Origin of the sequence: Polynucleobacter sp. JS-Polo-80-F4 (assembly GCF_018881965.1) — a bacterium.
GTDB lineage: Bacteria > Pseudomonadota > Gammaproteobacteria > Burkholderiales > Burkholderiaceae > Polynucleobacter.
Genome location: NZ_JACVPI010000001.1, coordinates 1,582,162 through 1,603,984, shown reverse-complemented (window position 1 = coordinate 1,603,984; position 21,823 = coordinate 1,582,162). Strand labels below are relative to the sequence as shown.

Annotated in this window: 24 protein-coding genes; 7 read left to right on the top strand and 17 right to left on the bottom strand. The window is 46.3% G+C overall.

Annotation, left to right across the window (positions count from 1 at the left end):
- From ICN20_RS08220 to ICN20_RS08150, 15 genes are all read right to left on the bottom strand, one after another.
- Window positions 1-678, bottom strand: coding sequence for a phosphoribosylanthranilate isomerase (locus ICN20_RS08220; protein ID WP_216239466.1), 678 nt, complete (start codon window positions 676-678; stop codon window positions 1-3).
- A 25-nt stretch (window positions 679-703) separates the two neighbouring features.
- Entirely contained in the window at window positions 704-1,567 is an 864-nt protein-coding gene (gene truA / locus ICN20_RS08215) for a tRNA pseudouridine(38-40) synthase TruA (protein ID WP_216239465.1), read from the bottom strand.
- 3 nt (window positions 1,568-1,570) lie between these two features.
- The gene (locus ICN20_RS08210; protein ID WP_216239461.1) at window positions 1,571-2,956 is read right to left on the bottom strand and encodes a FimV/HubP family polar landmark protein; all 1,386 of its coding nucleotides are present in this window, start codon (window positions 2,954-2,956) and stop codon (window positions 1,571-1,573) included.
- Window positions 2,957-2,966: 10 nt separating this feature from the next.
- Complete coding sequence (gene asd, locus ICN20_RS08205; RefSeq protein WP_216239460.1) at window positions 2,967-4,124, bottom strand: aspartate-semialdehyde dehydrogenase; 1,158 nt, start codon at window positions 4,122-4,124, stop codon at window positions 2,967-2,969.
- A gap of 62 nt (window positions 4,125-4,186) precedes the next feature.
- On the bottom strand, window positions 4,187-5,257 hold the full coding sequence (gene leuB / locus ICN20_RS08200) for a 3-isopropylmalate dehydrogenase (RefSeq protein ID WP_215392485.1): 1,071 nt from the start codon (window positions 5,255-5,257) through the stop codon (window positions 4,187-4,189).
- Window positions 5,258-5,280: 23 nt separating this feature from the next.
- Window positions 5,281-5,928, bottom strand: a complete 648-nt coding sequence (gene leuD, locus ICN20_RS08195; protein WP_216239459.1) for a 3-isopropylmalate dehydratase small subunit — start codon at window positions 5,926-5,928, stop codon at window positions 5,281-5,283.
- Window positions 5,929-5,960: 32 nt separating this feature from the next.
- Window positions 5,961-6,167: a hypothetical protein gene (locus ICN20_RS08190; protein WP_216239458.1), complete on the bottom strand. Its 207-nt coding sequence runs from the start codon at window positions 6,165-6,167 to the stop codon at window positions 5,961-5,963.
- 12 nt (window positions 6,168-6,179) lie between these two features.
- Window positions 6,180-7,589 (bottom strand): 3-isopropylmalate dehydratase large subunit, encoded by a 1,410-nt coding sequence (gene leuC / locus ICN20_RS08185; protein ID WP_216239456.1) that lies wholly within the window; start codon window positions 7,587-7,589, stop codon window positions 6,180-6,182.
- 17 nt (window positions 7,590-7,606) lie between these two features.
- Complete coding sequence (gene gltA / locus ICN20_RS08180; protein WP_216239453.1) at window positions 7,607-8,920, bottom strand: citrate synthase; 1,314 nt, start codon at window positions 8,918-8,920, stop codon at window positions 7,607-7,609.
- Between the two features lie 82 nt (window positions 8,921-9,002).
- The gene (locus ICN20_RS08175; protein ID WP_216227763.1) at window positions 9,003-9,272 is read right to left on the bottom strand and encodes a succinate dehydrogenase assembly factor 2; all 270 of its coding nucleotides are present in this window, start codon (window positions 9,270-9,272) and stop codon (window positions 9,003-9,005) included.
- Window positions 9,269-9,973, bottom strand: a complete 705-nt coding sequence (locus ICN20_RS08170) for a succinate dehydrogenase iron-sulfur subunit (RefSeq protein WP_216239451.1) — start codon at window positions 9,971-9,973, stop codon at window positions 9,269-9,271. Before ICN20_RS08170 ends, ICN20_RS08175 begins: the two co-directional genes overlap by 4 nt.
- A 17-nt stretch (window positions 9,974-9,990) precedes the next feature.
- Window positions 9,991-11,769 carry a succinate dehydrogenase flavoprotein subunit gene (gene sdhA, locus ICN20_RS08165; protein ID WP_216239449.1) on the bottom strand — a complete coding sequence of 593 codons (1,779 nt, stop codon included), beginning with the start codon at window positions 11,767-11,769 and terminating at the stop codon, window positions 9,991-9,993.
- A 4-nt stretch (window positions 11,770-11,773) separates the two neighbouring features.
- Window positions 11,774-12,139 (bottom strand): succinate dehydrogenase, hydrophobic membrane anchor protein, encoded by a 366-nt coding sequence (gene sdhD / locus ICN20_RS08160; protein ID WP_216239447.1) that lies wholly within the window; start codon window positions 12,137-12,139, stop codon window positions 11,774-11,776.
- A 24-nt stretch (window positions 12,140-12,163) separates the two neighbouring features.
- On the bottom strand, window positions 12,164-12,583 hold the full coding sequence (gene sdhC, locus ICN20_RS08155; protein ID WP_216239445.1) for a succinate dehydrogenase, cytochrome b556 subunit: 420 nt from the start codon (window positions 12,581-12,583) through the stop codon (window positions 12,164-12,166).
- A 177-nt stretch (window positions 12,584-12,760) separates the two neighbouring features.
- A complete protein-coding gene (locus tag ICN20_RS08150) occupies window positions 12,761-13,498 on the bottom strand; it encodes a GntR family transcriptional regulator (RefSeq protein WP_216239443.1) in 738 nt (245 codons plus the stop codon).
- Window positions 13,499-13,656: 158 nt separating this feature from the next.
- Between ICN20_RS08150 and ICN20_RS08145 the strand changes: the two genes are divergently transcribed.
- Both ICN20_RS08145 and ICN20_RS08140 read left to right on the top strand, forming a co-directional pair.
- Window positions 13,657-14,646, top strand: coding sequence for a malate dehydrogenase (locus ICN20_RS08145; RefSeq protein ID WP_216239442.1), 990 nt, complete (start codon window positions 13,657-13,659; stop codon window positions 14,644-14,646).
- A gap of 10 nt (window positions 14,647-14,656) precedes the next feature.
- Window positions 14,657-15,031, top strand: a complete 375-nt coding sequence (locus ICN20_RS08140) for a hypothetical protein (protein ID WP_216239441.1) — start codon at window positions 14,657-14,659, stop codon at window positions 15,029-15,031.
- 69 nt (window positions 15,032-15,100) lie between these two features.
- Here ICN20_RS08140 and ICN20_RS08135 read toward each other — a convergent pair whose 3' ends face one another.
- Complete coding sequence (locus ICN20_RS08135; RefSeq protein WP_216239440.1) at window positions 15,101-16,312, bottom strand: DUF2863 family protein; 1,212 nt, start codon at window positions 16,310-16,312, stop codon at window positions 15,101-15,103.
- Window positions 16,312-17,088: a peroxide stress protein YaaA gene (yaaA, locus tag ICN20_RS08130; RefSeq protein WP_216239439.1), complete on the bottom strand. Its 777-nt coding sequence runs from the start codon at window positions 17,086-17,088 to the stop codon at window positions 16,312-16,314. The genes ICN20_RS08135 and yaaA overlap by 1 nt, the downstream gene beginning before the upstream one ends.
- Window positions 17,089-17,171: 83 nt before the next feature.
- Here yaaA and ICN20_RS08125 point away from each other — a divergent pair, with 83 nt between their 5' ends.
- The 5 genes from ICN20_RS08125 to ICN20_RS08105 are packed head-to-tail and all read left to right on the top strand — an operon-like array spanning window position 17,172 to window position 21,798.
- A complete protein-coding gene (locus tag ICN20_RS08125; RefSeq protein ID WP_216239437.1) occupies window positions 17,172-18,368 on the top strand; it encodes a methionine aminotransferase in 1,197 nt (398 codons plus the stop codon).
- A gap of 32 nt (window positions 18,369-18,400) precedes the next feature.
- Complete coding sequence (locus tag ICN20_RS08120) at window positions 18,401-19,108, top strand: glutathione binding-like protein (protein ID WP_216240388.1); 708 nt, start codon at window positions 18,401-18,403, stop codon at window positions 19,106-19,108.
- Window position 19,109: 1 nt separating this feature from the next.
- Entirely contained in the window at window positions 19,110-19,964 is an 855-nt protein-coding gene (locus ICN20_RS08115) for a 3-hydroxybutyryl-CoA dehydrogenase (RefSeq protein ID WP_216239435.1), read from the top strand.
- A gap of 36 nt (window positions 19,965-20,000) precedes the next feature.
- Window positions 20,001-20,480, top strand: coding sequence for a DUF3429 domain-containing protein (locus tag ICN20_RS08110; RefSeq protein WP_370624538.1), 480 nt, complete (start codon window positions 20,001-20,003; stop codon window positions 20,478-20,480).
- Window positions 20,481-20,484: 4 nt separating this feature from the next.
- A complete protein-coding gene (locus ICN20_RS08105; protein ID WP_216239433.1) occupies window positions 20,485-21,798 on the top strand; it encodes a replication-associated recombination protein A in 1,314 nt (437 codons plus the stop codon).
- Window positions 21,799-21,823: the final 25 nt, after the last annotated feature.

The following is a 21,823-nucleotide window of genomic DNA, read 5'->3' as shown; positions in this document are numbered from 1 at the left end:
TTATTGAGATGATGCTTTGGCATCTGCTGCGCGCACTGCTTTTACAAACTCAGTCATCAGCGCAGGATCTTTAACACCCCTGCTGCTTTCTACGCCACTGCTGACGTCAACCGCGCAAGGATGTAGGCGTGCAATTGCCTCGCCCACGTTGTGCGTGTTCAATCCACCACTCAAAACGACCCGAGGCGCGTTTTCGCTTACCCATGTCTGTGGAATTCCTTGCCAATCAAAAGGAACGCCTCCGCCACCATATCCCTCAACGAGGGCATCCAGCAGAAAAGCGTTTGCATCCCCATATTGTAGGGAAAAATCATCAAAAGCGAAGCCAGTGCCTACACGGGCAGCCTTCATCCAGGGCTCGCCTGCGGCAAGCTGGGCACAGCGCTCTGGGGTCTCATCCCCGTGAAACTGCCATAGGGTAATCGAGGCAGCAGCCCGTATCGCGGCAAATTGCTCATCTGTGGCATTTACAACGAGTCCAACAGCATCTACCCCTGCTGGGAGTCTAGAGATGAGCTGGGCTGCGATATTAGGGCTTACAGCGCGTACGCTAGGAGGGTAAAAAACAAAGCCAACTGCATCCACCCCTGCAGAAACAGCAGAATCCACATCTGCCGCCGTCTTTAAACCGCAGATTTTGACCCTAGTTCGGTCCGGAGAGTATGTCAGTAAACCCATAAATGAATGATAAGGCCAAGGGCCTTTATTTCCCTTGCGCTTTCTTTTGCTCTTTATTTGGCTTTCCGATGACCTGGGCTGGCAGCCAAGAGTTTTCTAGCCAAGGCTGCGGAATGGCAAATTCCTCAGGGTAGGTGATTTTGGCCAAATACAAACCATCCGCCATAAATGTAGGAGCTGCGATTTGCCTATTCTTTGCTGCCAAGACTTCGGCCATCCATTCGGGCTTTTGTCTATCTTGGCCTATCTGTAAAAAACAGCCAACCACATTACGAATCATATGATGCAAGAAGGCATTACCCCGAATCCGAAAATACAGCCATGGCTGCTCAGAAATAATCTCAATCGAATAAATCGTTTTAATCGGAGTCTTGCTCTGGCACTCCGATGATCTAAATGAGCTGAAGTCATGCTGCCCAATTAAACACTCGGCTGATTTTTTCATCGCCTCAACATTAAGCCACTGATTTGGCGGCAACATTAAATAGCCAGCACGTGAATCAGCCATTGGCGAACGACAAGGACCTGCTTGTAAGGCATAAATATATTCACGTTCATAAGCAGAAAAGCGCGCACTGAACTCATCACTAACTGGCTTTGCCCAGTTCACCACAATCGATGACGGCAGAAAAGAATTCACTCCCCTCACCCATGAAAAGTCTTCGCGCTCTACATTGGTATCAAAGTGCACCACCTGCCCTAGCGCATGCACACCAGTATCGGTTCTGCCAGCAGTAATGGTATGGATAGGACATTGAGCACTGGATTGCTCGCCTACAAAAGCAGATATCGCTTTTTCTAATTGGTCTTGTACCGTATTGTGATTGACCTGCGTTTGCCAGCCTGAATATAAGCTGCCGTTGTACTGGAGGCCAAGGGCTATGCGCATAATCTAGGTATTACGATGCGAAATCTCTGCCAACAAACCCTGCGCTTCAATCGTAATTGCAGGGTCAACCGAATTACTCATTCGGAGCACTTCATCCAAAGACTTTTTAGCTGCAGAAAAGTCCTCAATCGTGATGTAGGCGCGCGCTAAATTCAACTTGACACGTAAGGTATCAGCCAAAGGATTGGCTACAGGAATACTTACTGCTGCAGGCACTTCTTTTGCAGGTTTTGTAAGATCGAGATCGATTCCTTCAAACAATGCCTTTGCGCGAGCTGGCATTTCAAAATGAGTACCTACTGCAAGCTTTTCATCTTTGGCTACAGGGTGAGCATCCGCGTGAAAGCTTGGCAGCTCTGAGCGTCGAGCATTGCGAGCTAAGCCCCACAGCAATAAACCAGTCAATGCAATTAACGCAATCGCCAGTATGGCCGGACCAAATCCGCTCAAGCCAAAATTATTGTCTACCGCTTTCTTCTCTTTAGATTTATCCAGTAGTTTTTGTAGATCAGCGATATTCTTTTCTAGCTCAGCAACGCGAGCTTTGGTTTGCTCCAGCATTTTCTCCTGAGCTACCAACTCTTCTGTATAGCGACGCTCTTGTTCGTTACCATCAGCGCTCGAACCAATCTTGAGACGGTCCCTAGGTGAAGCTTCGGTAGATTTAGCGTTAGTGGATTTGGAAGAGCCTGTAGCCGCCTCCTTATCACCATGCTCTTTGCGCCACTGCTCATTAGCATCGGCAACAAACTGATTTGCTTCTGCAGGACTGATCGAACGCAATAGAGCCTGGCTTGGTTTTGTTAGTTCAGCGCCAGCAGCCAAACGATTAATACTGCCACTGGCAAAGGCATCAGGGTTGGCTTTGTATAAAGCCATCATGGTTTGATCTAAAGTAGCGCCATCCAATTGAGGTGCAATGATGGCGGCAATCTCAGACAATGTTTGACCAGGCTTTACCGTTACCTTCTGCACGTCACCCAGTAGCAATGTAAATGTTTTTGTAAGGCTACCGCTTGCCCAATTGAGGTTCACTAGCACATCGAAGAATGGATCATCAGTCATCGGAACTGAATTCACAGTCTCAACCAGCACCATGAGTTGCTCTTGGCGATTACGGTAAACCATCGCCTGTGGATTGAGCTCAAGAATCTTTTGAGAAATTCCTAAACGCTCGTAAGCTAGCTTATTGGGCATTGCTACATTTAGAGTAGATAAGGCACTCTGCTCATCCGTCCCCACCCGAATCGGAATTTCTATGCGTAGTGGCTCACCAGGACGCGACTGTAGCTGTGGAGCACCTAGGGTGATTGCGCCAGCTACAGCAGACCAACTAAGCAAAACAAAGCAAAGAAGCTTTAATAAGCCTAGCTGGCTAATACGAGACATAGAAGTTGAATTACTTCTCAAGCAAGATACGCAGCATACGGCGCAATGGCTCGGCAGCACCCCACAAGAGTTGATCGCCAACCGTGAAAGCACCTAAGTACTCTGGGCCCATTGCCATTTTGTGTAAACGGCCGATAGGCACAGTTAATGTACCGCTTACTGCTGCAGGCGACAAATCACGCTCAGTAGTTTCACGATCATTCGGAACCACTTTGACCCATTGATTATCAGCAGCCAAGATCGCCTCAATCTCTTTGAGCGGAATATCTTTTTTGAGCTTTACAGTTAAACCTTGTGAATGGCAGCGCATCGCGCCTACGCGTACACATAAACCATCAACTGGAATACTGCCAGGAGTGCGGAATGCCGGACGACCCAAAATCTTATTGAACTCAGCGCCACCCTTCCACTCTTCTTTAGTTTGACCATTCTCAACTGGTACGTCGATCCACGGAATCAAACTACCCGCTAATGCAGTATTACGGAAGTTCTTTTTCGGAAAATCGGCTGAGCGCAATGTCTCAGTCACTTTGCGATCAATATCTAATATCCAAGAGGATGGATCAGCCAACTCAGTAGCTACGCTGTCGCGCAAGGCACCCATCTGTAGCAATAGCTCGCGCATATTTTGTGCACCAGCACCAGAAGCAGCTTGATAAGTCATCGCGCTGATCCACTCAACCATGTCAGCCTTAACCAAACCGCCCATAGCGATCATCATCAAACTCACAGTGCAATTGGCGCCGATCCAATTCTTACCACCTGAAGCCAAAGCCTTATCAATTACTGGACGATTGACAGGATCCAAAATCAATACCGCATCATCTTTCATACGCAATGCGCTAGCTGCATCAATCCAGTGGCCATTCCACCCTGCTGCACGCAATTTAGGGAAGATCTCATTGGTGTAATCACCACCTTGGCAAGTCAGAATGATGTCGCAACGTGACAATGCTGCAATGTCATTGGCATTTTGCAAAGTGCTTTCACTCTTAGTCACTTTTTTACCATTGAGGAGCGGCACTTCACCACCCGCTTGGCTGGTACTAAAAAATACAGGCTCGATGAGATCAAAATCTTTCTCGGCAAGCATGCGCTCCATGAGAACGCTACCAACCATACCGCGCCAGCCAACTAAACCAACCAAAGGTGTATTTGTATTTGCCATGATGATTAACTATCTAGTGAATTTGTTTTCTTAAATAAGAATTAATGTTTTCGCTTTTTCTACTAAGCTAACGCTGCAACTACAGCATCGCCCATTTCAACCGTTGATACCTTTTTCGTGCCTTCGGTGTAGATATCGGCAGTACGTAATCCTTGCGCCAATACTTTCTGTACCGCTTTTTCAATACGATCTGCCTCTGCAGGCATGCCCAAGGAATAACGCAACATCATTGCAGCAGACAAAATGGTTGCCAATGGATTAGCAATACCCTTGCCAGCAATGTCAGGCGCTGAACCATGACTTGGCTCATATAAGCCTTTGTTGTTCTTATCTAGGGATGCAGATGGCAACATACCAATAGAGCCAGTCAACATAGCAGCCTCATCAGACAAGATGTCACCAAAGAGATTGCCAGTTACTACCACATCAAATGCTTTAGGCGCTTTTACCAATTGCATAGCAGCGTTATCTACATACATATGAGATAACTCAACATCTGGGTACTCTTTAGAAACGCGAATCATCACCTCGCGCCAGAGCTGCGAAGTTTCCAAAACGTTGGCTTTATCTACGCTACATACTTTTTTGCCACGCTTACGCGCTGCTTCAAATGCAACATGACCAATGCGCTCTACTTCTGGTTCGCTGTAATGCATGGTGTCAAAGCCTTCACGCGCACCCTTAAATAAAGGCAACTCTGAAGTACGAATACCACGTGGCTGACCAAAGTAAATATCACCATTGAGCTCGCGCACAATCAAAATGTCCAAGCCGCCAATAATTTCTGGTTTAAGACTTGATGCAGCCGTGAGTTCTGGGTAGCAAATAGCAGGTCTGAAGTTCGCAAATAGTTGGAGATGCTTACGTAAACCTAAAATGGCCTGTTCAGGACGTAGTTCGCGTGCAAGTGTGTCGTATTTCCAATCACCGACTGCGCCAAACAAAATAGCATCTGCTTTTTTAGCCAACTCTAATGTGGCTGGTGGCAAAGGATGGCCAGCAACGTCATAAGCAGCACCACCAACTGGTGCTTCCTCTAAATCAAATTTAGGGCCAAGCGCTTGGAGCACTCGAACGGCTTGGGCAACGATTTCCGGGCCGATACCATCGCCCGGTAGGACTGCAATTTTCATGAAAGGCCTTTAAATCAACGAAATTACGGCAATTGTGTAGCAAGCCAAGGCATTTTGAGAATGCGCTCGGCTTCATAAGCCTTGATTTTATCTGCATGTTGCAGAGTTAAGCCAATATCGTCTAAGCCGTTGAGCAGGCAATACTTCCTAAAGGGAGCCACTTCAAAGCTATAAGCCGTGCCATCAGGGGTAACCACCTGCTGAGCGTCTAAATCGATTGTTAATTGATAGCCGTTAAAAGCTTGGGTTTCATTAAAAAGATGATCAACCTGCATTTCAGTCAAAACGATCGGTAAAACACCGTTTTTGAAGCAGTTGTTGTAGAAAATATCTGCAAAGCTAGGGGCAATTACGGCTCTAAAGCCAAATTGATCCAAGGCCCAAGGGGCGTGTTCACGCGAACTACCGCAGCCAAAGTTTTTGCGTGCCAACAAAATCCCTGCGCCTTTATAGCGTGGTTGGTTGAGAACAAAGTCGGGGTTGATGGGACGCGTACTGCAATCTTGACCGGGCTCACCATGATCAAGATAACGCCATTCATCAAAGAGGTTTTGACCAAAGCCCGTCTTCTTGATAGATTTTAGAAACTGCTTCGGAATAATGGCATCGGTATCCACGTTCTCGCGATTAAGCGGAGCAACTAAACCTTTGTATACCGTAAATTTTTCCATGATTCGACTTTTATTCTATTTGCACTTATTAATTACTTCACAGGGGTAATGACAACATCTTTACCCTTGGTTTGTGATTGATTGTTTTGTTGTGTGTTGCTCGATCCACCCATGGACGTTCCCATATTCTGCAAGTCTTTGCCAACACCTTCCATGGTGCTACTACAGGCAGAAATAATGACTCCAACGGCGCCAATAATTGCCAACCTAGAAATCAAAGAGAGTGAAGAAAATTTCATTGCTCGGTTTCCTTATGAAATCTTACGAACGTCAACAAAGTGGCCTTCAATCGCAGCAGCAGCTGCCATAGCAGGACTAACCAAATGGGTGCGACCACCGTTGCCTTGACGGCCCTCGAAATTACGATTGGATGTTGAGGCACAGCGCTCACCCGGCTCGAGGCGATCAGCATTCATCGCCAAACACATAGAACAACCAGGCTCACGCCATTCAAAGCCAGCAGCTTTGAAGATACGATCTAGACCTTCACGTTCTGCCTGGGCTTTTACCAAACCAGAACCAGGTACCACTAATGCTAATTTGACATTCGCCGCTACTTTTTTACCAAGGCGATCAACTACCTTAGCAGCAGCACGCATATCTTCGATGCGGCTATTGGTGCAAGAGCCAATAAATACTTTATCAATTGCAATACTGCTCAACGGTGTATTGGGCACGAGATTCATGTACTCCAAAGCACGCTCCATTGCTGAGCGCTTGTTTGGATCGCGTTCTTTTTCTGGATCAGGAACACGTTCGCTAATAGCAAGTACCATTTCAGGCGATGTACCCCAAGTCACTTGTGGAGCAATTTCTTCTGCGCGCAACTCTACTACTGCATCGAACTTAGCATCAGCATCTGAATGCAAGGTTCTCCAATATTGCAATGCTTGCAACATCGCAGGGCCCTTAGGTGCGTATGGGCGACCTTGTATGTATTCAATCGTAGTCTCATCTACAGCAACTAAACCAGCGCGGGCGCCAGCTTCAATTGCCATATTGCAAACTGTCATGCGACCTTCCATGGAAAGGTTGCGAATCGCTTCACCAGCAAACTCAATGGTGTAGCCAGTTCCGCCCGCAGTACCAATCTTGCCGATAACAGCAAGTACGATATCTTTAGCGGTTGAACCTGGTTGCAAACGACCATCAACACGCACCAACATGTTCTTGCTCTTTTTCATGAGCAAGGTTTGAGTTGCCAATACATGCTCGACTTCAGAAGTGCCAATACCAAAAGCCAAGGCACCAAAGGCGCCATGAGTACTTGTATGGGAGTCGCCACAAACGACAGTCATACCAGGCAGAGTGGCGCCCTGCTCCGGCCCGATGACATGAACAATCCCTTGGCGGGTGTCATTCATTTTGTATTGAGTAATACCAAAGGCATCACAGTTCTGATCCAAGGTATCTACTTGTAACTTAGAAATTGGATCAGCGATTCCTTCTGAGCGATCTGTTGTTGGTACGTTGTGGTCAGAAACTGCCAAATTGGCGGATATGCGCCAAACTGGACGGCCAGCCAAATTCAATCCTTCAAATGCCTGAGGACTGGTTACCTCATGAAGCAACTGACGGTCGATATAAATCGTGGCTGTGCCATCTTCTTCAGAGTAAACAACGTGGTCATCCCACAATTTTTCATAAAGCGTACGAGACATGAGTGACCTTAATTACCTTATTTACGAACTGAGATGTTTGGAACCTTGCGGGTTGTTTCACCAACGTACAACTGACGTGGACGACCAATCTTGTACTCAGGGTCAGTAATCATTTCTTCCCACTGAGCAATCCAACCTACTGTTCTTGCCAATGCAAAAATACAGGTGAACATTTCTGTTGGGATACCAAGTGCACGTTGCACGATTCCTGAATAGAAGTCTACGTTTGGATAGAGTTTGCGACTCACAAAGTATTCATCTTCCAAAGCGATCTTCTCAAGAGTCATTGCAAGCTTGAACAATGGATCATCTTGGAGACCGAGCTCATTTAATACTTCATAGCAAGTTTCACGCATCAACTTCGCGCGTGGGTCAAAGTTTTTGTAAACGCGATGACCAAAGCCCATCAAGCGAACGCTTGAGTTCTTATCTTTTACTTGAGCGATGAATTCATGAATCTTGTCTACGCCGCCGTTAGCCTGGATCTCATTCAACATCTGCAAGCAGGCTTCGTTTGCACCACCGTGTGCTGGGCCCCATAGGCAAGCAATACCAGCTGAGATAGCAGCAAATGGATTGGTGCCTGATGAACCGCACAAGCGGACAGTTGAAGTTGAAGCATTTTGCTCATGGTCTGCATGCAATGTGAAGATGCGATCCAAAGCGCGAACCAATACTGGGTTTACTTTGTACTCTTCACATGGTGTTGCAAACATCATGCGCATAAAGTTTGCCGTGTATGACAAAGAGTTATCTGGATAGATAAATGGTTGTCCTACGGAATATTTATATGCCATGGCAACCAAAGTAGGCATCTTCGCAATTAAACGAATTTGCGCAATTTCGCGCGCCTTAGGCTGACTGTAATCAATCGCGTCATGATAGAAGGCAGCCATTGCCCCAACCAAGCCAGTCAATACAGACATTGGATGTGCATCACGGCGGAAGCCACGCAAGAAGAACTGCATTTGCTCATGAACCATGGTGTGGTGCATGACCATATTTTCAAAATCTTTTTTCTCGGTAGCGTTTGGCAACTCACCGTTAATCAATAAGTAGCAAGTCTCCAAGAAGTCGCAGTTGTGCGCCAAATCTTCAATTGGATAGCCGCGATAGAGCAACTCACCTTTATCGCCGTCGATGTAGGTAATTTTGCTATTACAAGACGCCGTAGATAAGAAGCCTGAATCGTAGGTGAACTTACCAGTCTGACCATAAAGCTTACGAATGTCGATTACGTCAGGACCAACTGTCCCTTTGTAAATTGGCAGATCAATATCTGGCGTGCCATCCGAAAACGAGAGTTTTGCCTTGATGTCCGATTCAATCATTTCTAATCCTTAGTCATTCAAAATTATGATTAATACACTATTCGTTCATGCGTCTATACAGCCACTGCACCCAACCGCTGAATTACTTCTCTCTCAGCCTTTGTAAAATCATTTTGAAAGAGTCGGCTTGCATCTCTTTCTCCAAACTTGCTACTGAGTCTTTACGACCAATTAATAAGTCCATTAAGTCGTTGTCATCTAAGGCCAATAACTGGCTCAAAACCCTTCCGTCTTCTACACTTAATTGAGTGCCGTAACGCTCAAAGAAGCGCTGCAGAATTAAATCGTTCTCTAGTAAGCCCCTGCGAGCATCACTCTTTAGACGATATAACTCTGCATTACCGAGGGTCATACTGCCCTGCGAACCATCAACTCCTTGATCTTGCCAATTGCCTTGGTTGGATTCAAGTGCTTAGGACATACATCTACGCAATTCATGATGGTGTGGCAACGGAACAAGCGGTATGGGTCTTCCAAGTTATCCAAGCGCTGATTAGTGTCTTCATCACGGCTATCTGCAATGAAGCGATAGGCCTGCAATAAGCCAGCCGGACCAACGAACTTATCTGGATTCCACCAAAATGATGGGCATGAAGTTGAGCATGATGCGCACAAGATGCACTCGTACAAACCGTTCAACTCTTCACGCTCTTCTGGGCTTTGGAGACGCTCTTTTTCAGGAGCTGGATTGTCATTTACCAAGTAAGGCTTGATAGATAGATATTGTTTGAAGAACAATGTCATGTCGACGATCAAGTCGCGCACTACTGGCAAGCCAGGCAATGGGCGCAATGTGATGACCTTAGGCAAAGTCAACATATTGGTCAAACAAGCCAAACCATTTTTACCGTTAATGTTCATTGCATCTGAACCGCACACACCTTCACGGCATGAACGACGATAAGAAATCGTTTCATCTTGCTTCTTCAAAGAAATCAAAGCGTCCAACAACATACGCTCACCAGTGAGTTCTAACTCATAGCGTTCCATGCGTGGAGCAGCATCGACATCTGGATCGTAGCGGTAAATTTCGAATATACGGATATCACTCATTTTCTATTTCTCTTCGCTTAGAAAGTACGTTCTTTAGGTGGGAAGGACTCAACAGTTAAAGGCTTCAATACCACTGGCTTGTAAGTCAGCTTATTTCCCTCGCTATACCAAAGGGTATGCTTCATCCAATTCTCATCGTCACGCTCTTGATGGTCATCATGCGAATGCGCACCACGACTCTCTTTACGAGCAGCTGCAGAAATCATGGTTGCGTTTGCAGTCTCAACCAAGTTAGCCACTTCCAAAGCCTCAATACGTGCTGTATTGAAGATCTCAGACTTGTCCTTAACCCATAAGTGCTTAGCGCGCTCAGTCAATTTAGCCATTTGACGAACACCTTCGTCCATCAACTCTTGATTGCGGAATACGCCAGCGTATTTCTGCATGCACTTACGAATATCATTTGCAACGTCTTGTGCATATTCACCAGAAGTGGAGTTATCCAACTTGGCAATACGCTCCAAAGTTTGCTGACCAGCATTTTTAGGCAAGGCCTTGAACTCGCGATCCTTCAGATTCAAGCTAACGATATGGTTACCAGCGGCACGGCCAAATACCAAGAGGTCGAGCAATGAGTTCGTGCCCAAGCGATTAGCGCCGTGGACAGATACACATGAACACTCACCAATGGCATACAAGCCATTCACGATTTCATTATGAATGCCGTTTGCTGGCACAACTACCTGACCATGGATGTTCGTAGGAATGCCACCCATCTGATAGTGAATAGTTGGCACTACTGGAATGGGTTCTTTGGTTACATCAACGTTTGCAAAGTTAATGCCAATTTCATACACAGATGGCAAACGCTTCATAATTGTCTCAGCGCCAATGTGCGTCAAATCGAGCACAACATAGTCACCATTAGGGCCACAACCGCGCCCTTCTTTGATTTCTTGGTCCATACAGCGTGATACGAAATCGCGTGGTGCCAAATCTTTATAAGTTGGCGCATAACGTTCCATGAAACGCTCGCCATCCTTATTACGCAAGATACCGCCTTCGCCGCGGCAACCTTCTGTTAACAATACGCCCGCACCAGCTACGCCAGTTGGGTGGAATTGCCAGAATTCCATATCTTCCAATGGAATGCCTGCACGAGCAGCCAAGCCCATACCGTCGCCAGTATTAATAAAGGCGTTAGTAGATGCATCCCAAATACGACCTGCGCCACCGGTTGCCATCATCACAACCTTGGCTTCCAAGATGTATACCTGACCGGTTTCCATTTCGAGTGCTGTCACACCAACTACATCGCCAGCATCATCACGAATCAAATCTAGCGCCAACCACTCAACAAAGAAATTCGTCTTTGCGCGCACGTTACGCTGATACAAAGTGTGCAACATTGCATGACCAGTACGGTCAGCAGCAGCACAAGCACGTTGTACTGGCTTCTCGCCATAGTTTGCTGTGTGGCCACCGAATGGACGCTGATAAATCGTGCCATCTGGATTACGGTCAAAAGGCATACCAAAGTGCTCTAACTCATAAACTACTTTTGGAGCTTCGCGGCACATGAACTCGATCACGTCTTGGTCACCTAACCAGTCAGAACCTTTGATGGTGTCATAGAAGTGATAGTGCCAATTGTCTTCACTCATATTACCCAATGAAGCGCCGATACCACCTTGCGCAGCAACAGTGTGTGAGCGTGTTGGGAATACCTTAGTAAGCACGGCAACATTCAAGCCGGCTTCAGCCAACTGCAATGAAGCACGCATGCCTGAGCCGCCCGCACCAATAATCACCGCATCAAAACGGCGGCGTGGCAATGATTTTTGAATTGCAGTCATCGAATTACACTTTCCACAAAATTTGAACGGCATAGGCCGCACAGGCTACGAGATACAAAACGGTCAACACTTGTAGTGTCAAACGAACGCTGACGGGTTTGATGTAATCCATCCAAATGTCACGGATACCAATCCACGCGTGATAGAACAAGCTAATGAATGCCAAGAGCGTCAGTAACTTCATGAATTGGTTGCTAAACAAAGCAGCCCAGCCTTCATAAGTCGCGCTGCCAGTAATGCAGTAATCAACCAACAACACAACTGTGAAAACCACCATCACGATCGCAGTAACGCGTTGAATGATCCATTCTTTAAGGCCGTAGTGGGCGCCTACAACTAAGCGCTTTGGTCCAATTTGATAAATAGGCATGAAATTTCCTTAAATGATGTGCGCTTAGTACACGCCGAATAATTTGAGACCAACAACCGCGGTCAAAGCCAGACCCAAGAAAAACACAAAGATTGCTGAGCGATTTGCATCTACTTTTTCAACGCCAATCTCTAAATCCAAAAGGAGATAACGAATGCCGGCGCAGAAATGGTGCAAGAAACACCAAATTAATCCAAGGCAAATAATTTTCACCAGCACATGGCCGGTAATTGCTTGGAACGTTTGATAGCTCACTTCTGAGGCTAAGCTTTGATCTAAAAGATAAAGCAGGAAAGGCAACATCAAAAACAGCGCTGCCCCACTAATACGATGAAGAATTGACACCTTACCAGCCCAAGGAAGGCGGTATTTAATCAATTGGGCCAGACCAATATTTCGGTAGACCGGTCTATCTTTTTTTACGTTTTGCTGTGAATCAACCATGGGTAATCTCTATCTTTAGGTGGAGGTTCATTGTGGTTTTGTTGTATCGCAACATATTCTATTGGAAACCTTAGGGGTGGTGGGGATTTTTTAGCGTTTAAAGGGGTGAATTACTGGTTTTTACTGATTTTGCTCTTCTGTAGTTGCTCTGTACTTCTTCTGCAGATCTTCTATAAATTAGTTCAATTTGTTCTCGTAATGCTGCTCTAAAGTGTCGTACCTTGCATGCCGAATTTCTACTGGTTTATTCCCGTAGGTAAAAGCCACACGCTCTACCGAAAGGAGCGGGGCACCTTCCTTCAGGTGGAGATGTTTGGACAACACCTCATCAGCAGCCACAGCCTTAATTTTTTCTTCCGCGCGAACCATGTGGGTAGCGTAGTGACCCTCATAAAATGCGTAAACCGGCCCATGCCAAGCATGAAGAGCCTCCAAATCCAGGCCCTTAAAACGGACGCCAGGCAGAAAAATCTCTTCAAAAACAATGGGTTTGCCTGCAAAGCTTTGTACACGATCAATATGAATAATGGGGTCACCTGCCTTTAATTTAAGCAAATTGGCCACATAGGCTGATGCTTTAGTCTTTTCGCAGGATAAAAATTGATTGGTGAGGTGGAACTTTTCACCCGAATCCGGGGCCAAACGTAAAAAACGGTATTGCCAGTCATCCTCTTGATGAGTGGCTACGAAGGTGCCCTTCCCTTGTCTTCGAACTAAGAGATTTTGAGCTGCAAGCTCATCAATGGCCTTGCGAACGGTGCCTTGACTAACGGCATAACGGGCTGCAAGCTCCATTTCACTGGGAATAGCATCCCCTGGCAGCCACTCCGAGGCTTGCAAGCTAGCCAAAATCATCGCTTTAATCTGCTCGTACAGAGGGCTAAATGAGGCAATGGGCAAAGTCAAATCAGACAAATTAACTCCAGACCGCGTCAATTGGATAAAATTCTAGGTAATTCTAGTCTTATATAAGACATCATTGACAGTGTAAAGCTAAAGTCCCTACACTTGAATGGATAATAGAAAAGTTTTCTTTATTTAACCCACATAACCTTCATTTGGAGTTCTCAGTAATGGCAAAAGCCCCAATGCGTGTCGCCGTAACCGGTGCAGCCGGTCAAATCGGATATTCCCTTTTATTCCGTATCGCCAATGGCGACCTTTTGGGCAAAGATCAGCCCGTAATCCTGCAATTGCTTGAGATTCCTGATGAAAAAGCTCAAAAAGCCTTAACTGGCGTGATGATGGAGCTCGAAGACTGCGCATTCCCGCTTTTGGCAGGTATGACAGCACACTCTGACCCAATGACTGCTTTTAAGGATATTGATGTTGCCCTTTTGGTTGGCGCACGTCCACGTGGTCCTGGCATGGAGCGCAAAGATTTGCTCTCAGCTAACGCACAAATTTTCACAGCTCAAGGCAAAGCATTGAATGCAGTTGCTAAGAAAACTGTAAAAGTATTGGTTGTTGGTAACCCAGCAAACACCAATGCTTACATCGCCATGAAATCAGCTCCAGATATTCCTGCGAAAAACTTCACAGCAATGTTGCGCCTCGATCACAACCGCGCGCTCTCACAGTTGGCCAACAAATTGAATAAGCCAGTTGCTGATATTGAGAAATTAGTTGTTTGGGGTAACCACAGCCCAACAATGTATCCAGACTATCGCTTCGCAACAATCGATGGCAAATCAGTTAAAGATTCCATCAACGATGCAGCATGGAATAAAGACGTTTTCATTCCTACCGTTGGTAAGCGTGGCGCAGCCATCATTGAAGCTCGCGGTCTTTCTTCTGCAGCCTCTGCAGCGAATGCAGCGATTGATCATATTCATGATTGGGTGCTGGGCACAAATGGCAAGTGGGTAACCATGGGTATTCCGTCTAAGGGCGAATACGACATTCCTGCTGAAGTCATTTATGGCTTCCCAGTAGTATGCGAAAACGGCGAATACAAAATGATCGAAGGTTTAGAGATCGACGAATTCTCTCGTGAGCGTATGACACACACATTGAATGAATTACTCGAAGAGCAGGCTGGCGTTAAGCACTTGCTCTCATAAGGAAAAACAGATGAAGAAAAATCTTCTCGCTATTAGCATCGCACTTGCAAGCCTTTTGGGCGCAGCAAACGTGAGCGCTAATGAAGAAGCATTTACATGGACATGCCAAGAGGGTAAGCAGTTCAAAACCTCTGGCGTCAATGAAAAGGTTCGCTTAACTTGGGAATCAAAAACATATGATTTAGAGCGCCAAACTTCCCTACCGGGAAGCTTACGTTACAAAAATATGAACTCTGGTTTCGACCTTGTGGTGCTGGGTAATAAGGCGATGCTATTCAACATTAAAGCAGGTGTTCGTCTTGCCGATTTCTGCCAAACAGCAGAGATGAAGTCCGGTAAGTTGCCGCATTTGTTTGCCGGTACGGAACCTTTTGTCCAGAATTAATTTCTGAAACTGCATTAAACAAAAAAGCCGAGGCATCCTCGGCTTTTTTGTTATCTAAACTATCTTGGTCTAGTGAAACAAAGGCTGTTGTGATGGTGCGTCATCTGGCATTTCAGCATGCACAGCCTCGCCAGAACGATCCGGAAACAAAGGGGCACCACAGTCATCGCAGAGCTCAGGATCAAAGAGCATGGCATGACGGAATACATCCTCTACTCCCGCATCATGTAGGGCATCACAAATCTTTTTAATCGGACTTTCGTCATCCGATAAATCATTTAAAGCATCGCTCGCCACGCTCTCGCGGTCATATAAGGGCCAAATAACCCCGTACATCACTTCAGAAGATCCCTTTGCGCTGAAAGAAATGCGGTATTCATCTGCCTGCTCTTCGCCAAAAGCACCCACTACACAAGACAAGCCCGCAGGCATTATGCCAAGAGTACTTTCTAGGAAATTGACTGCCGCACGAATGCTCAATGGTCGAACATGTTTATCCGCTAAGCGACAGTTTGTGAAGTAGGCCTCTGGTAGCAGCAATTCGAACTCACAACCAGGCAATAAGGATGCAATCGGATCTTGCATGGCATTTTGCCAACCAATCAAACTGACACCACGCTCTTGACGCGCTGGTGGCTCTGCTTGCCAACGAAATATTGGCGAACCACTCGGCGCACTTAAGGCGGCAATAATAAAACGAGGGTCTGCTAATACGGCAATGGTTTCTGACATATCGCGCAACTCAAGCTTGACGTCTTTTCCGGAGATTGCGGCAGTTGCTAGGGCCTCAGTCAGGATGCGAGTTTGACAATGCGAATGCGGCATTTGATCAATACTATAAAGCCAAGGAACAATGGCTATACGCGTATCCGTTGAGGCAATAGCACTATGCAAAGCCTGCGCAGTTGACTCAATGATATTCACTGGCAATGGTCCAGATGGAATCTGATAACGCGTGTGGGCAACGATAGGCATTGCGAGCAACAACACATCCCACTCTTGCCCTTCATGCTCAACCCTCAATGACTCAGCCAATGTTTCAGCAATATCGGCGAGCACTTCAAAAGCCACGGTATTAATGCGAAAGGTCTGATCTAAAGCAGCATCAATGACATTTTGATTTTGACTTTTGAGTAAACGCATTAAACGCACATTCAAACGCTCTTCCCAAAAACGATCCTCAACCTGACTGCCAGAAGCTGCCAAGGAAATAGCGTCTGCCACTAACTTCTCGACTTCAGGAGAATTGCGTTGCGATGATTTGGTGCGATGCACGGCCATTATTTTCTTTCTGCCCTTCTAAATACTGGCTTATCTACTGTAGATTCTGCAGCATAGTATTTATACCCATCTAAATTAAAGCCTTTTAATTCTGCTGGATCAGTAATTCGGTTTTCAACTACGTAGCGCGCCATTAAGCCGCGTGCACGCTTGGCGTAAAAAGAAATAATCTTGTACTTGCCGTCCTTGGCGTCCTGAAACACCGGGGAGATCACTTGGCAGTCCAGCTCTTTGGGCTGGAGAACCTTGAAATACTCTTCCGAAGCTAAGTTCAAGAGAGCAGGCTTCTTTTGCCTCTCTAGATCCTTCTTAATAGAATCAGTTACGCGACTCCCCCAAAAGGCATAGAGATCCTTACCTCTGGGGTTTTTGAATGCCGTACCCATCTCCAAGCGGTAAGGCTGCATCAAATCCAGTGGCTTCAGTGCGCCATATAGGCCCGACAAAATGCGAATATGGTCTTGAGCAAACGTCACGGCTTTGGCATTAAGGGTTTTGACATCAAACCCATCATAGACATCCCCATCAAAAGCATAAATTGCTGGCTTACTGTTTTCTTCAGTGAACTTCTTGGACCAGTCTCGATAGCGTCCGACATTTAGAGTGGCCAGCTGATCGGACAAGCCCATCAATTTGGCAACGTCTTGTGGCGCTAGTTTCTTGAGATCTGCAATCAGTTTGGCCGATTCTGAGACAAACTCAGGCAAGGTTGGTGCCTTGACCTTTACGGGGGTCTTGTAATCCAGAGATTTAGCGGGTGAGAGAACGATCAGCATGGCACAATTTGTTAATGTATTTTTACCATTCTAGCGACTACCGGATATATCCGCTTTAAAAGACCGTCACTGCCCCTAACTCCATGAACCCATTAGTGACCCCTTCTTTTCCTAGTCGCCTCCCAAAGGTAGGGACTACGATCTTTACGGTAATGTCCACCCTTGCTGCAGAGCATCAAGCAATTAATCTCGGACAAGGTTTTCCGGACTTTCCGTGTGACCGCAAACTGATTGCTGAAGTAAATGCTGCGATGCTGGCAGATCGAAATCAATACGCACCCATGGCCGGGGTTGCAGAGCTTCGCAATGGCATTAGTAAGAAGATCGAAACCTTGTACGGTCACCACTACGATCCTGATACGGAAATCACAATTACCGCTGGTGGTACACAAGCTATTTTTACAGCCGTACTTTCTTGCGTTAGTCCTGGCGATGAAGTCATCATCATAGAACCCGCTTTCGACTGCTACCGCCCCGCAATTGATTTGGCCGGAGGAAAAACAATTTCGATTTCTTTGCAAGTAGTACGCAATGAAGCTGGACAAGTTGCTGCCTATGAAATTCCATGGGATTTGCTGGCAAATGCCATCAATCACAAAACACGTCTCGTTTTAATTAATACCCCTCACAATCCAACTGGGATGGTTTGGGATAAAGCAGACCTTGATCGTTTGGCAGCTTTAGTTCGCAATACTTCTGCATTAATTCTGAGTGATGAAGTCTATGAACATATGGTCTATGACGGTGCCAAGCATCACAGCGTTGCATCCCACCCTGAGCTGGCAGCTAGGAGCTTCCTGGTTTCTAGCTTTGGGAAAACCTTTCACGTTACCGGTTGGAAAGTAGGCTATGTAGCCGCACCACCCTCCTTAACAAAAGAGTTTCGCAAGGTACATCAATTCAACGTATTTGCCGTCAATACGCCAATGCAATACGGCCTAGCCAGTTATCTTTCAGATGAAAAACAGTATTTAAATTTGCCAGCCTTTTATCAGGCTAAGCGAGATGTTTTTAGGGCGGGGTTGAATCCAACCAAATTCAAACTACTTCCTACTCCAGGGAGTTACTTTCAATGCGCTGATTACTCCGCGCTGGGCATCCCTCAAGCCAAATTAAACGAGGCTGATTTTTGTAAATGGCTTACTACTGAAGTTGGCGTAGCTGCTATTCCAGTCTCCGCTTTTTATGATCAAGCTACCGAGTCTGGCGTCATTCGTTTTTGTTTTGCAAAGCAAGAGCAGACTCTTGCGCATGCGCTCCAGCGCTTACAAACTTTATAGAGGAAAAGATGGCAAACCCAAAATCCAATAGCGTGATTGATGTCTACAGTTGGCCAACACCAAATGGTCACAAGGTTCACATCATGCTTGAAGAATGTGGCTATCGTCTGGGACGCGACTGGATCGCCCACCCGATTGATATTGGTGCAGGAGATCAATTCAAGCCTGAGTTTTTAAAAATCAGCCCCAATAACAAGATTCCCGCCATTGTTGATCCCAATGGGCCAGACGGTAAGCCTATCGATGTTTTTGAGTCTGGCGCCATTCTGCTCTATCTCGCAGGCAAAACTGGGAAGTTTTTACCGCAAGATACGCGTGGCAAGTATGAGGTGTTGCAGTGGTTGATGTTCCAAATGGGTGGCCTGGGCCCTATGCTTGGACAAAACCACCACTTCCGCCTCTACGCACCCGAGAAAATTGAATACGCCATCAATCGCTACACCAATGAAGCCAAGCGCCTCTATGGGGTATTGGATGGTCAACTGAAAGATAATCCCTATATTGCTGGCAAATCCTACTCGATTGCTGATATTGCGATTTACCCATGGACGCGTAATTGGAAGAATCAAGGTATCGACATCAACGACTACCCGCATTTCAAAAAATGGTTTGAAAAGATTAGTGCGCGACCAGCTGTAAAACGAGGTTGCGAAGTATTAACGGCATTACGCAAGCCTTTGCATGATGACAAGGCTAGAGAGCAGTTGTTTGGTTCCACCCAGTATCAAAAGAGGAAATAGGATGAGTATTCAATCAGTAGGCGTTATCGGTGCAGGCACTATGGGCAACGGAATTGCACAAGTGTGTGCGGTTGCTGGCCTTGATGTGGTTATGGTTGATATTAACGAGGCTGCTGTGCAACGTGGTCTCGAGCAAATTAGCAAGAGCTTAGATCGCCTCGTCAAGAAAGAGACGCTAACAAGTGACGCAAAGGAAGCTGCCCTCAAGCGCATTAAAGGCAGCACCTCTTATGCCGACTTTAAAGGATTGGGTCTAGTCATTGAAGCGGCTACCGAGAATCAAGCAATCAAAGAAAAGATTCTCAAACAAGTCGATGAGATTGTGAGCAAAGAGACCATCATCGCAACCAATACATCATCCTTATCCATTACTAAACTGGCAGCATTGGACTCTAACCCTGCCCGCTTTATTGGTATGCACTTCTTTAATCCGCCGCCGCTAATGGCTTTGGTGGAAGTAATTCGTGGCTTGCAAACTAGTGATGCTACACACGCTGCCATTATTGATATGGCTAAGCGTGTTGGCAAAGAGCCCATCACTGTCAAAAACTCTCCAGGCTTTGTAGTCAATCGTATTTTGTTGCCAATGATTAACGAGGCGTTCTTTGTTTTATCAGAGGGGCTCGCTAGCCCAGAGGATATTGATGCTGGTATGAAGTTGGGCTGCAATCAACCGATTGGCCCCCTCGCTTTGGCAGACCTGATTGGACTCGATACTTGCTTAGCAGTCATGGAAGTCTATTTTGAAAACTTCAGTGACTCCAAATACCGTCCTTGCCCACTACTTCGTGAAATGGTCGCTGCCGGATATCTCGGACGCAAAACCGGCCGCGGCGTTTATACCTACGACAAATAATTTGATTCATATCTTATTAACCTAGAAACTTCTATCGTGAATCCCATTCCATCCTTAGTACGTAAACTTGGCTATGCCGGCCTGATTCCATTTATTGGACTGGCTTTAATGGTGCAGCTAGCTCCGACCCCATTAAATTACTTAAGCGCTGAATCTTTAGCGGGTTATGGTGCCGTAATCACTTCCTTTATGGGCGCCTTACATTGGGGGGCTAATTTGCACCTATTAGGCAAAGCACCTGCTGGCGATCGGTGGGAAGACCGCAACGCTTGGATCTGGGGTGTTATTCCAGCTTTGGTGGCTTGGTTAGCACTCCATATTTATATTCCAGTAGGTTTGGTCATTTTGGCCTCGACATTAATCATTCAGCGCAATATTGATCAGAACACTTATCAATATTATTTTTCAGATGATGCCGCACGCTTGGCTTTTATGACGATGCGCAATCGCTTAACTTATGTTGCTGCCGGATGCCTAATCTGGGCGTCTTTAGTGATTCTCTTTATTCAAGCATGATGCAATGAGTAATCTTTTTGAGAGCGCGCCGCCTCCACCCTTAGCAGAAGCATTGCGCCCAAAAACGATTGAAGAGGTCATTGGACAAACGCATTTATTAGCAAGTGGTAAGCCACTCAATCTAGCGTTTGCCTCTGGCAAGCCTCACTCCATGATTTTGTGGGGGCCTCCAGGCGTTGGTAAAACAACTCTAGCCCGTCTTTCAGCCAAAGCATTTGATCGTGAGTTCATAGCCATCTCTGCCGTTTTAGCTGGCGTTAAAGAAATCCGCGAATCCATTGAGCAGGCCCAACAAAATATGGCCCAATATGGCAAACAAACGATTTTGTTTGTCGATGAGATTCATCGCTTTAATAAAAGCCAGCAAGATGCCCTCTTGCCCCATGTGGAATCAGGTCTCTTTACCTTTATCGGCGCTACTACCGAGAATCCTTCATTTGAAGTGAACTCAGCACTTCTATCGCGTGCTCAGGTCTATGTCTTGAAGTCGCTCACCCCTGAAGAACTGAAATTACTCTTTGAACGTGCGCATCAACATGCAATGCCCGATGTGCAGTTTGATGCCGCTGCAATCAACATCCTTATTTCAAATGCGGATGGCGATGCGCGACGCCTTCTCAACCTGGTTGAGCAGGTACGCAATGCAGTCCTCACGCCAAATGCTGAGGTTAAATTAGTTGATCAGTCATTTATTGAAAATGCCCTGAGCGCTCAAGCGCGGCGTTTTGATAAAGGTGGCGATCACTTTTACGATCAAATATCTGCTCTACATAAATCCGTTCGAGGATCCAATCCAGATGCAGCCTTGTATTGGTTTTGCCGGATGCTCGATGGTGGCGCTGACCCCCGTTATCTAGCCAGACGCATTATTCGAATGGCGTGGGAAGACATTGGCTTGGCAGATCCAAGAGCAATGCAATTGGCCAACGATGCAGCGCAAACCTATGAACGACTGGGCTCTCCTGAGGGTGAGCTGGCGCTTGGACAAGCGGTGGTTTATCTTGCTGTCGCCTCCAAGAGCAATGCCAGCTATAACGCCTTTAATGCTGCTCGCGCTTATGTGGCGAATGATCAATCTAAACCTGTTCCTAATCATCTACGCAATGCACCAACCAAACTCATGAAAGAGCTTGGCCACGGCAAAGAGTATCGCTATGCCCATGATGAGCCACATGGCTATGCTGCTGGAGAATCCTATTTACCAGAGGGCATGAAAGAACCGCATTGGTATGAGCCAGTTGAGCGCGGACTTGAGATGCAGATTAAGGAAAAATTGGCTTTCTTGAAAAAGCTCGATGAAGAGCACAAGAAGAAATAAACAATGCATTGCTAAATGACAATGA

Excerpts from the sequence above, each read along its gene's own strand:
- ICN20_RS08175 (WP_216227763.1), bottom strand. The coding sequence starts at position 9,272 with ATGACCCTCGGTAATGCAGAGTTATATCGTCTAAAGAGTGATGCTCGC.
- ICN20_RS08190 (WP_216239458.1), bottom strand. The coding sequence starts at position 6,167 with ATGAAATTTTCTTCACTCTCTTTGATTTCTAGGTTGGCAATTATTGGC.
- ICN20_RS08145 (WP_216239442.1), top strand. The coding sequence starts at position 13,657 with ATGGCAAAAGCCCCAATGCGTGTCGCCGTAACCGGTGCAGCCGGTCAA.
- ICN20_RS08125 (WP_216239437.1), top strand. The coding sequence starts at position 17,172 with ATGAACCCATTAGTGACCCCTTCTTTTCCTAGTCGCCTCCCAAAGGTA.
- yaaA (WP_216239439.1), bottom strand. The coding sequence starts at position 17,088 with ATGCTGATCGTTCTCTCACCCGCTAAATCTCTGGATTACAAGACCCCC.
- sdhC (WP_216239445.1), bottom strand. The coding sequence starts at position 12,583 with ATGGTTGATTCACAGCAAAACGTAAAAAAAGATAGACCGGTCTACCGA.
- sdhA (WP_216239449.1), bottom strand. The coding sequence starts at position 11,769 with ATGACTGCAATTCAAAAATCATTGCCACGCCGCCGTTTTGATGCGGTG.
- leuC (WP_216239456.1), bottom strand. The coding sequence starts at position 7,589 with ATGTCTCGTACGCTTTATGAAAAATTGTGGGATGACCACGTTGTTTAC.
- ICN20_RS08220 (WP_216239466.1), bottom strand. The coding sequence starts at position 678 with ATGGGTTTACTGACATACTCTCCGGACCGAACTAGGGTCAAAATCTGC.
- sdhD (WP_216239447.1), bottom strand. The coding sequence starts at position 12,139 with ATGCCTATTTATCAAATTGGACCAAAGCGCTTAGTTGTAGGCGCCCAC.
- leuB (WP_215392485.1), bottom strand. The coding sequence starts at position 5,257 with ATGAAAATTGCAGTCCTACCGGGCGATGGTATCGGCCCGGAAATCGTT.
- ICN20_RS08170 (WP_216239451.1), bottom strand. The coding sequence starts at position 9,973 with ATGAGTGATATCCGTATATTCGAAATTTACCGCTACGATCCAGATGTC.
- ICN20_RS08135 (WP_216239440.1), bottom strand. The coding sequence starts at position 16,312 with ATGGCCGTGCATCGCACCAAATCATCGCAACGCAATTCTCCTGAAGTC.
- ICN20_RS08140 (WP_216239441.1), top strand. The coding sequence starts at position 14,657 with ATGAAGAAAAATCTTCTCGCTATTAGCATCGCACTTGCAAGCCTTTTG.
- gltA (WP_216239453.1), bottom strand. The coding sequence starts at position 8,920 with ATGATTGAATCGGACATCAAGGCAAAACTCTCGTTTTCGGATGGCACG.
- asd (WP_216239460.1), bottom strand. The coding sequence starts at position 4,124 with ATGGCAAATACAAATACACCTTTGGTTGGTTTAGTTGGCTGGCGCGGT.
- ICN20_RS08115 (WP_216239435.1), top strand. The coding sequence starts at position 19,110 with ATGAGTATTCAATCAGTAGGCGTTATCGGTGCAGGCACTATGGGCAAC.
- ICN20_RS08210 (WP_216239461.1), bottom strand. The coding sequence starts at position 2,956 with ATGTCTCGTATTAGCCAGCTAGGCTTATTAAAGCTTCTTTGCTTTGTT.
- ICN20_RS08105 (WP_216239433.1), top strand. The coding sequence starts at position 20,485 with ATGAGTAATCTTTTTGAGAGCGCGCCGCCTCCACCCTTAGCAGAAGCA.
- truA (WP_216239465.1), bottom strand. The coding sequence starts at position 1,567 with ATGCGCATAGCCCTTGGCCTCCAGTACAACGGCAGCTTATATTCAGGC.
- leuD (WP_216239459.1), bottom strand. The coding sequence starts at position 5,928 with ATGGAAAAATTTACGGTATACAAAGGTTTAGTTGCTCCGCTTAATCGC.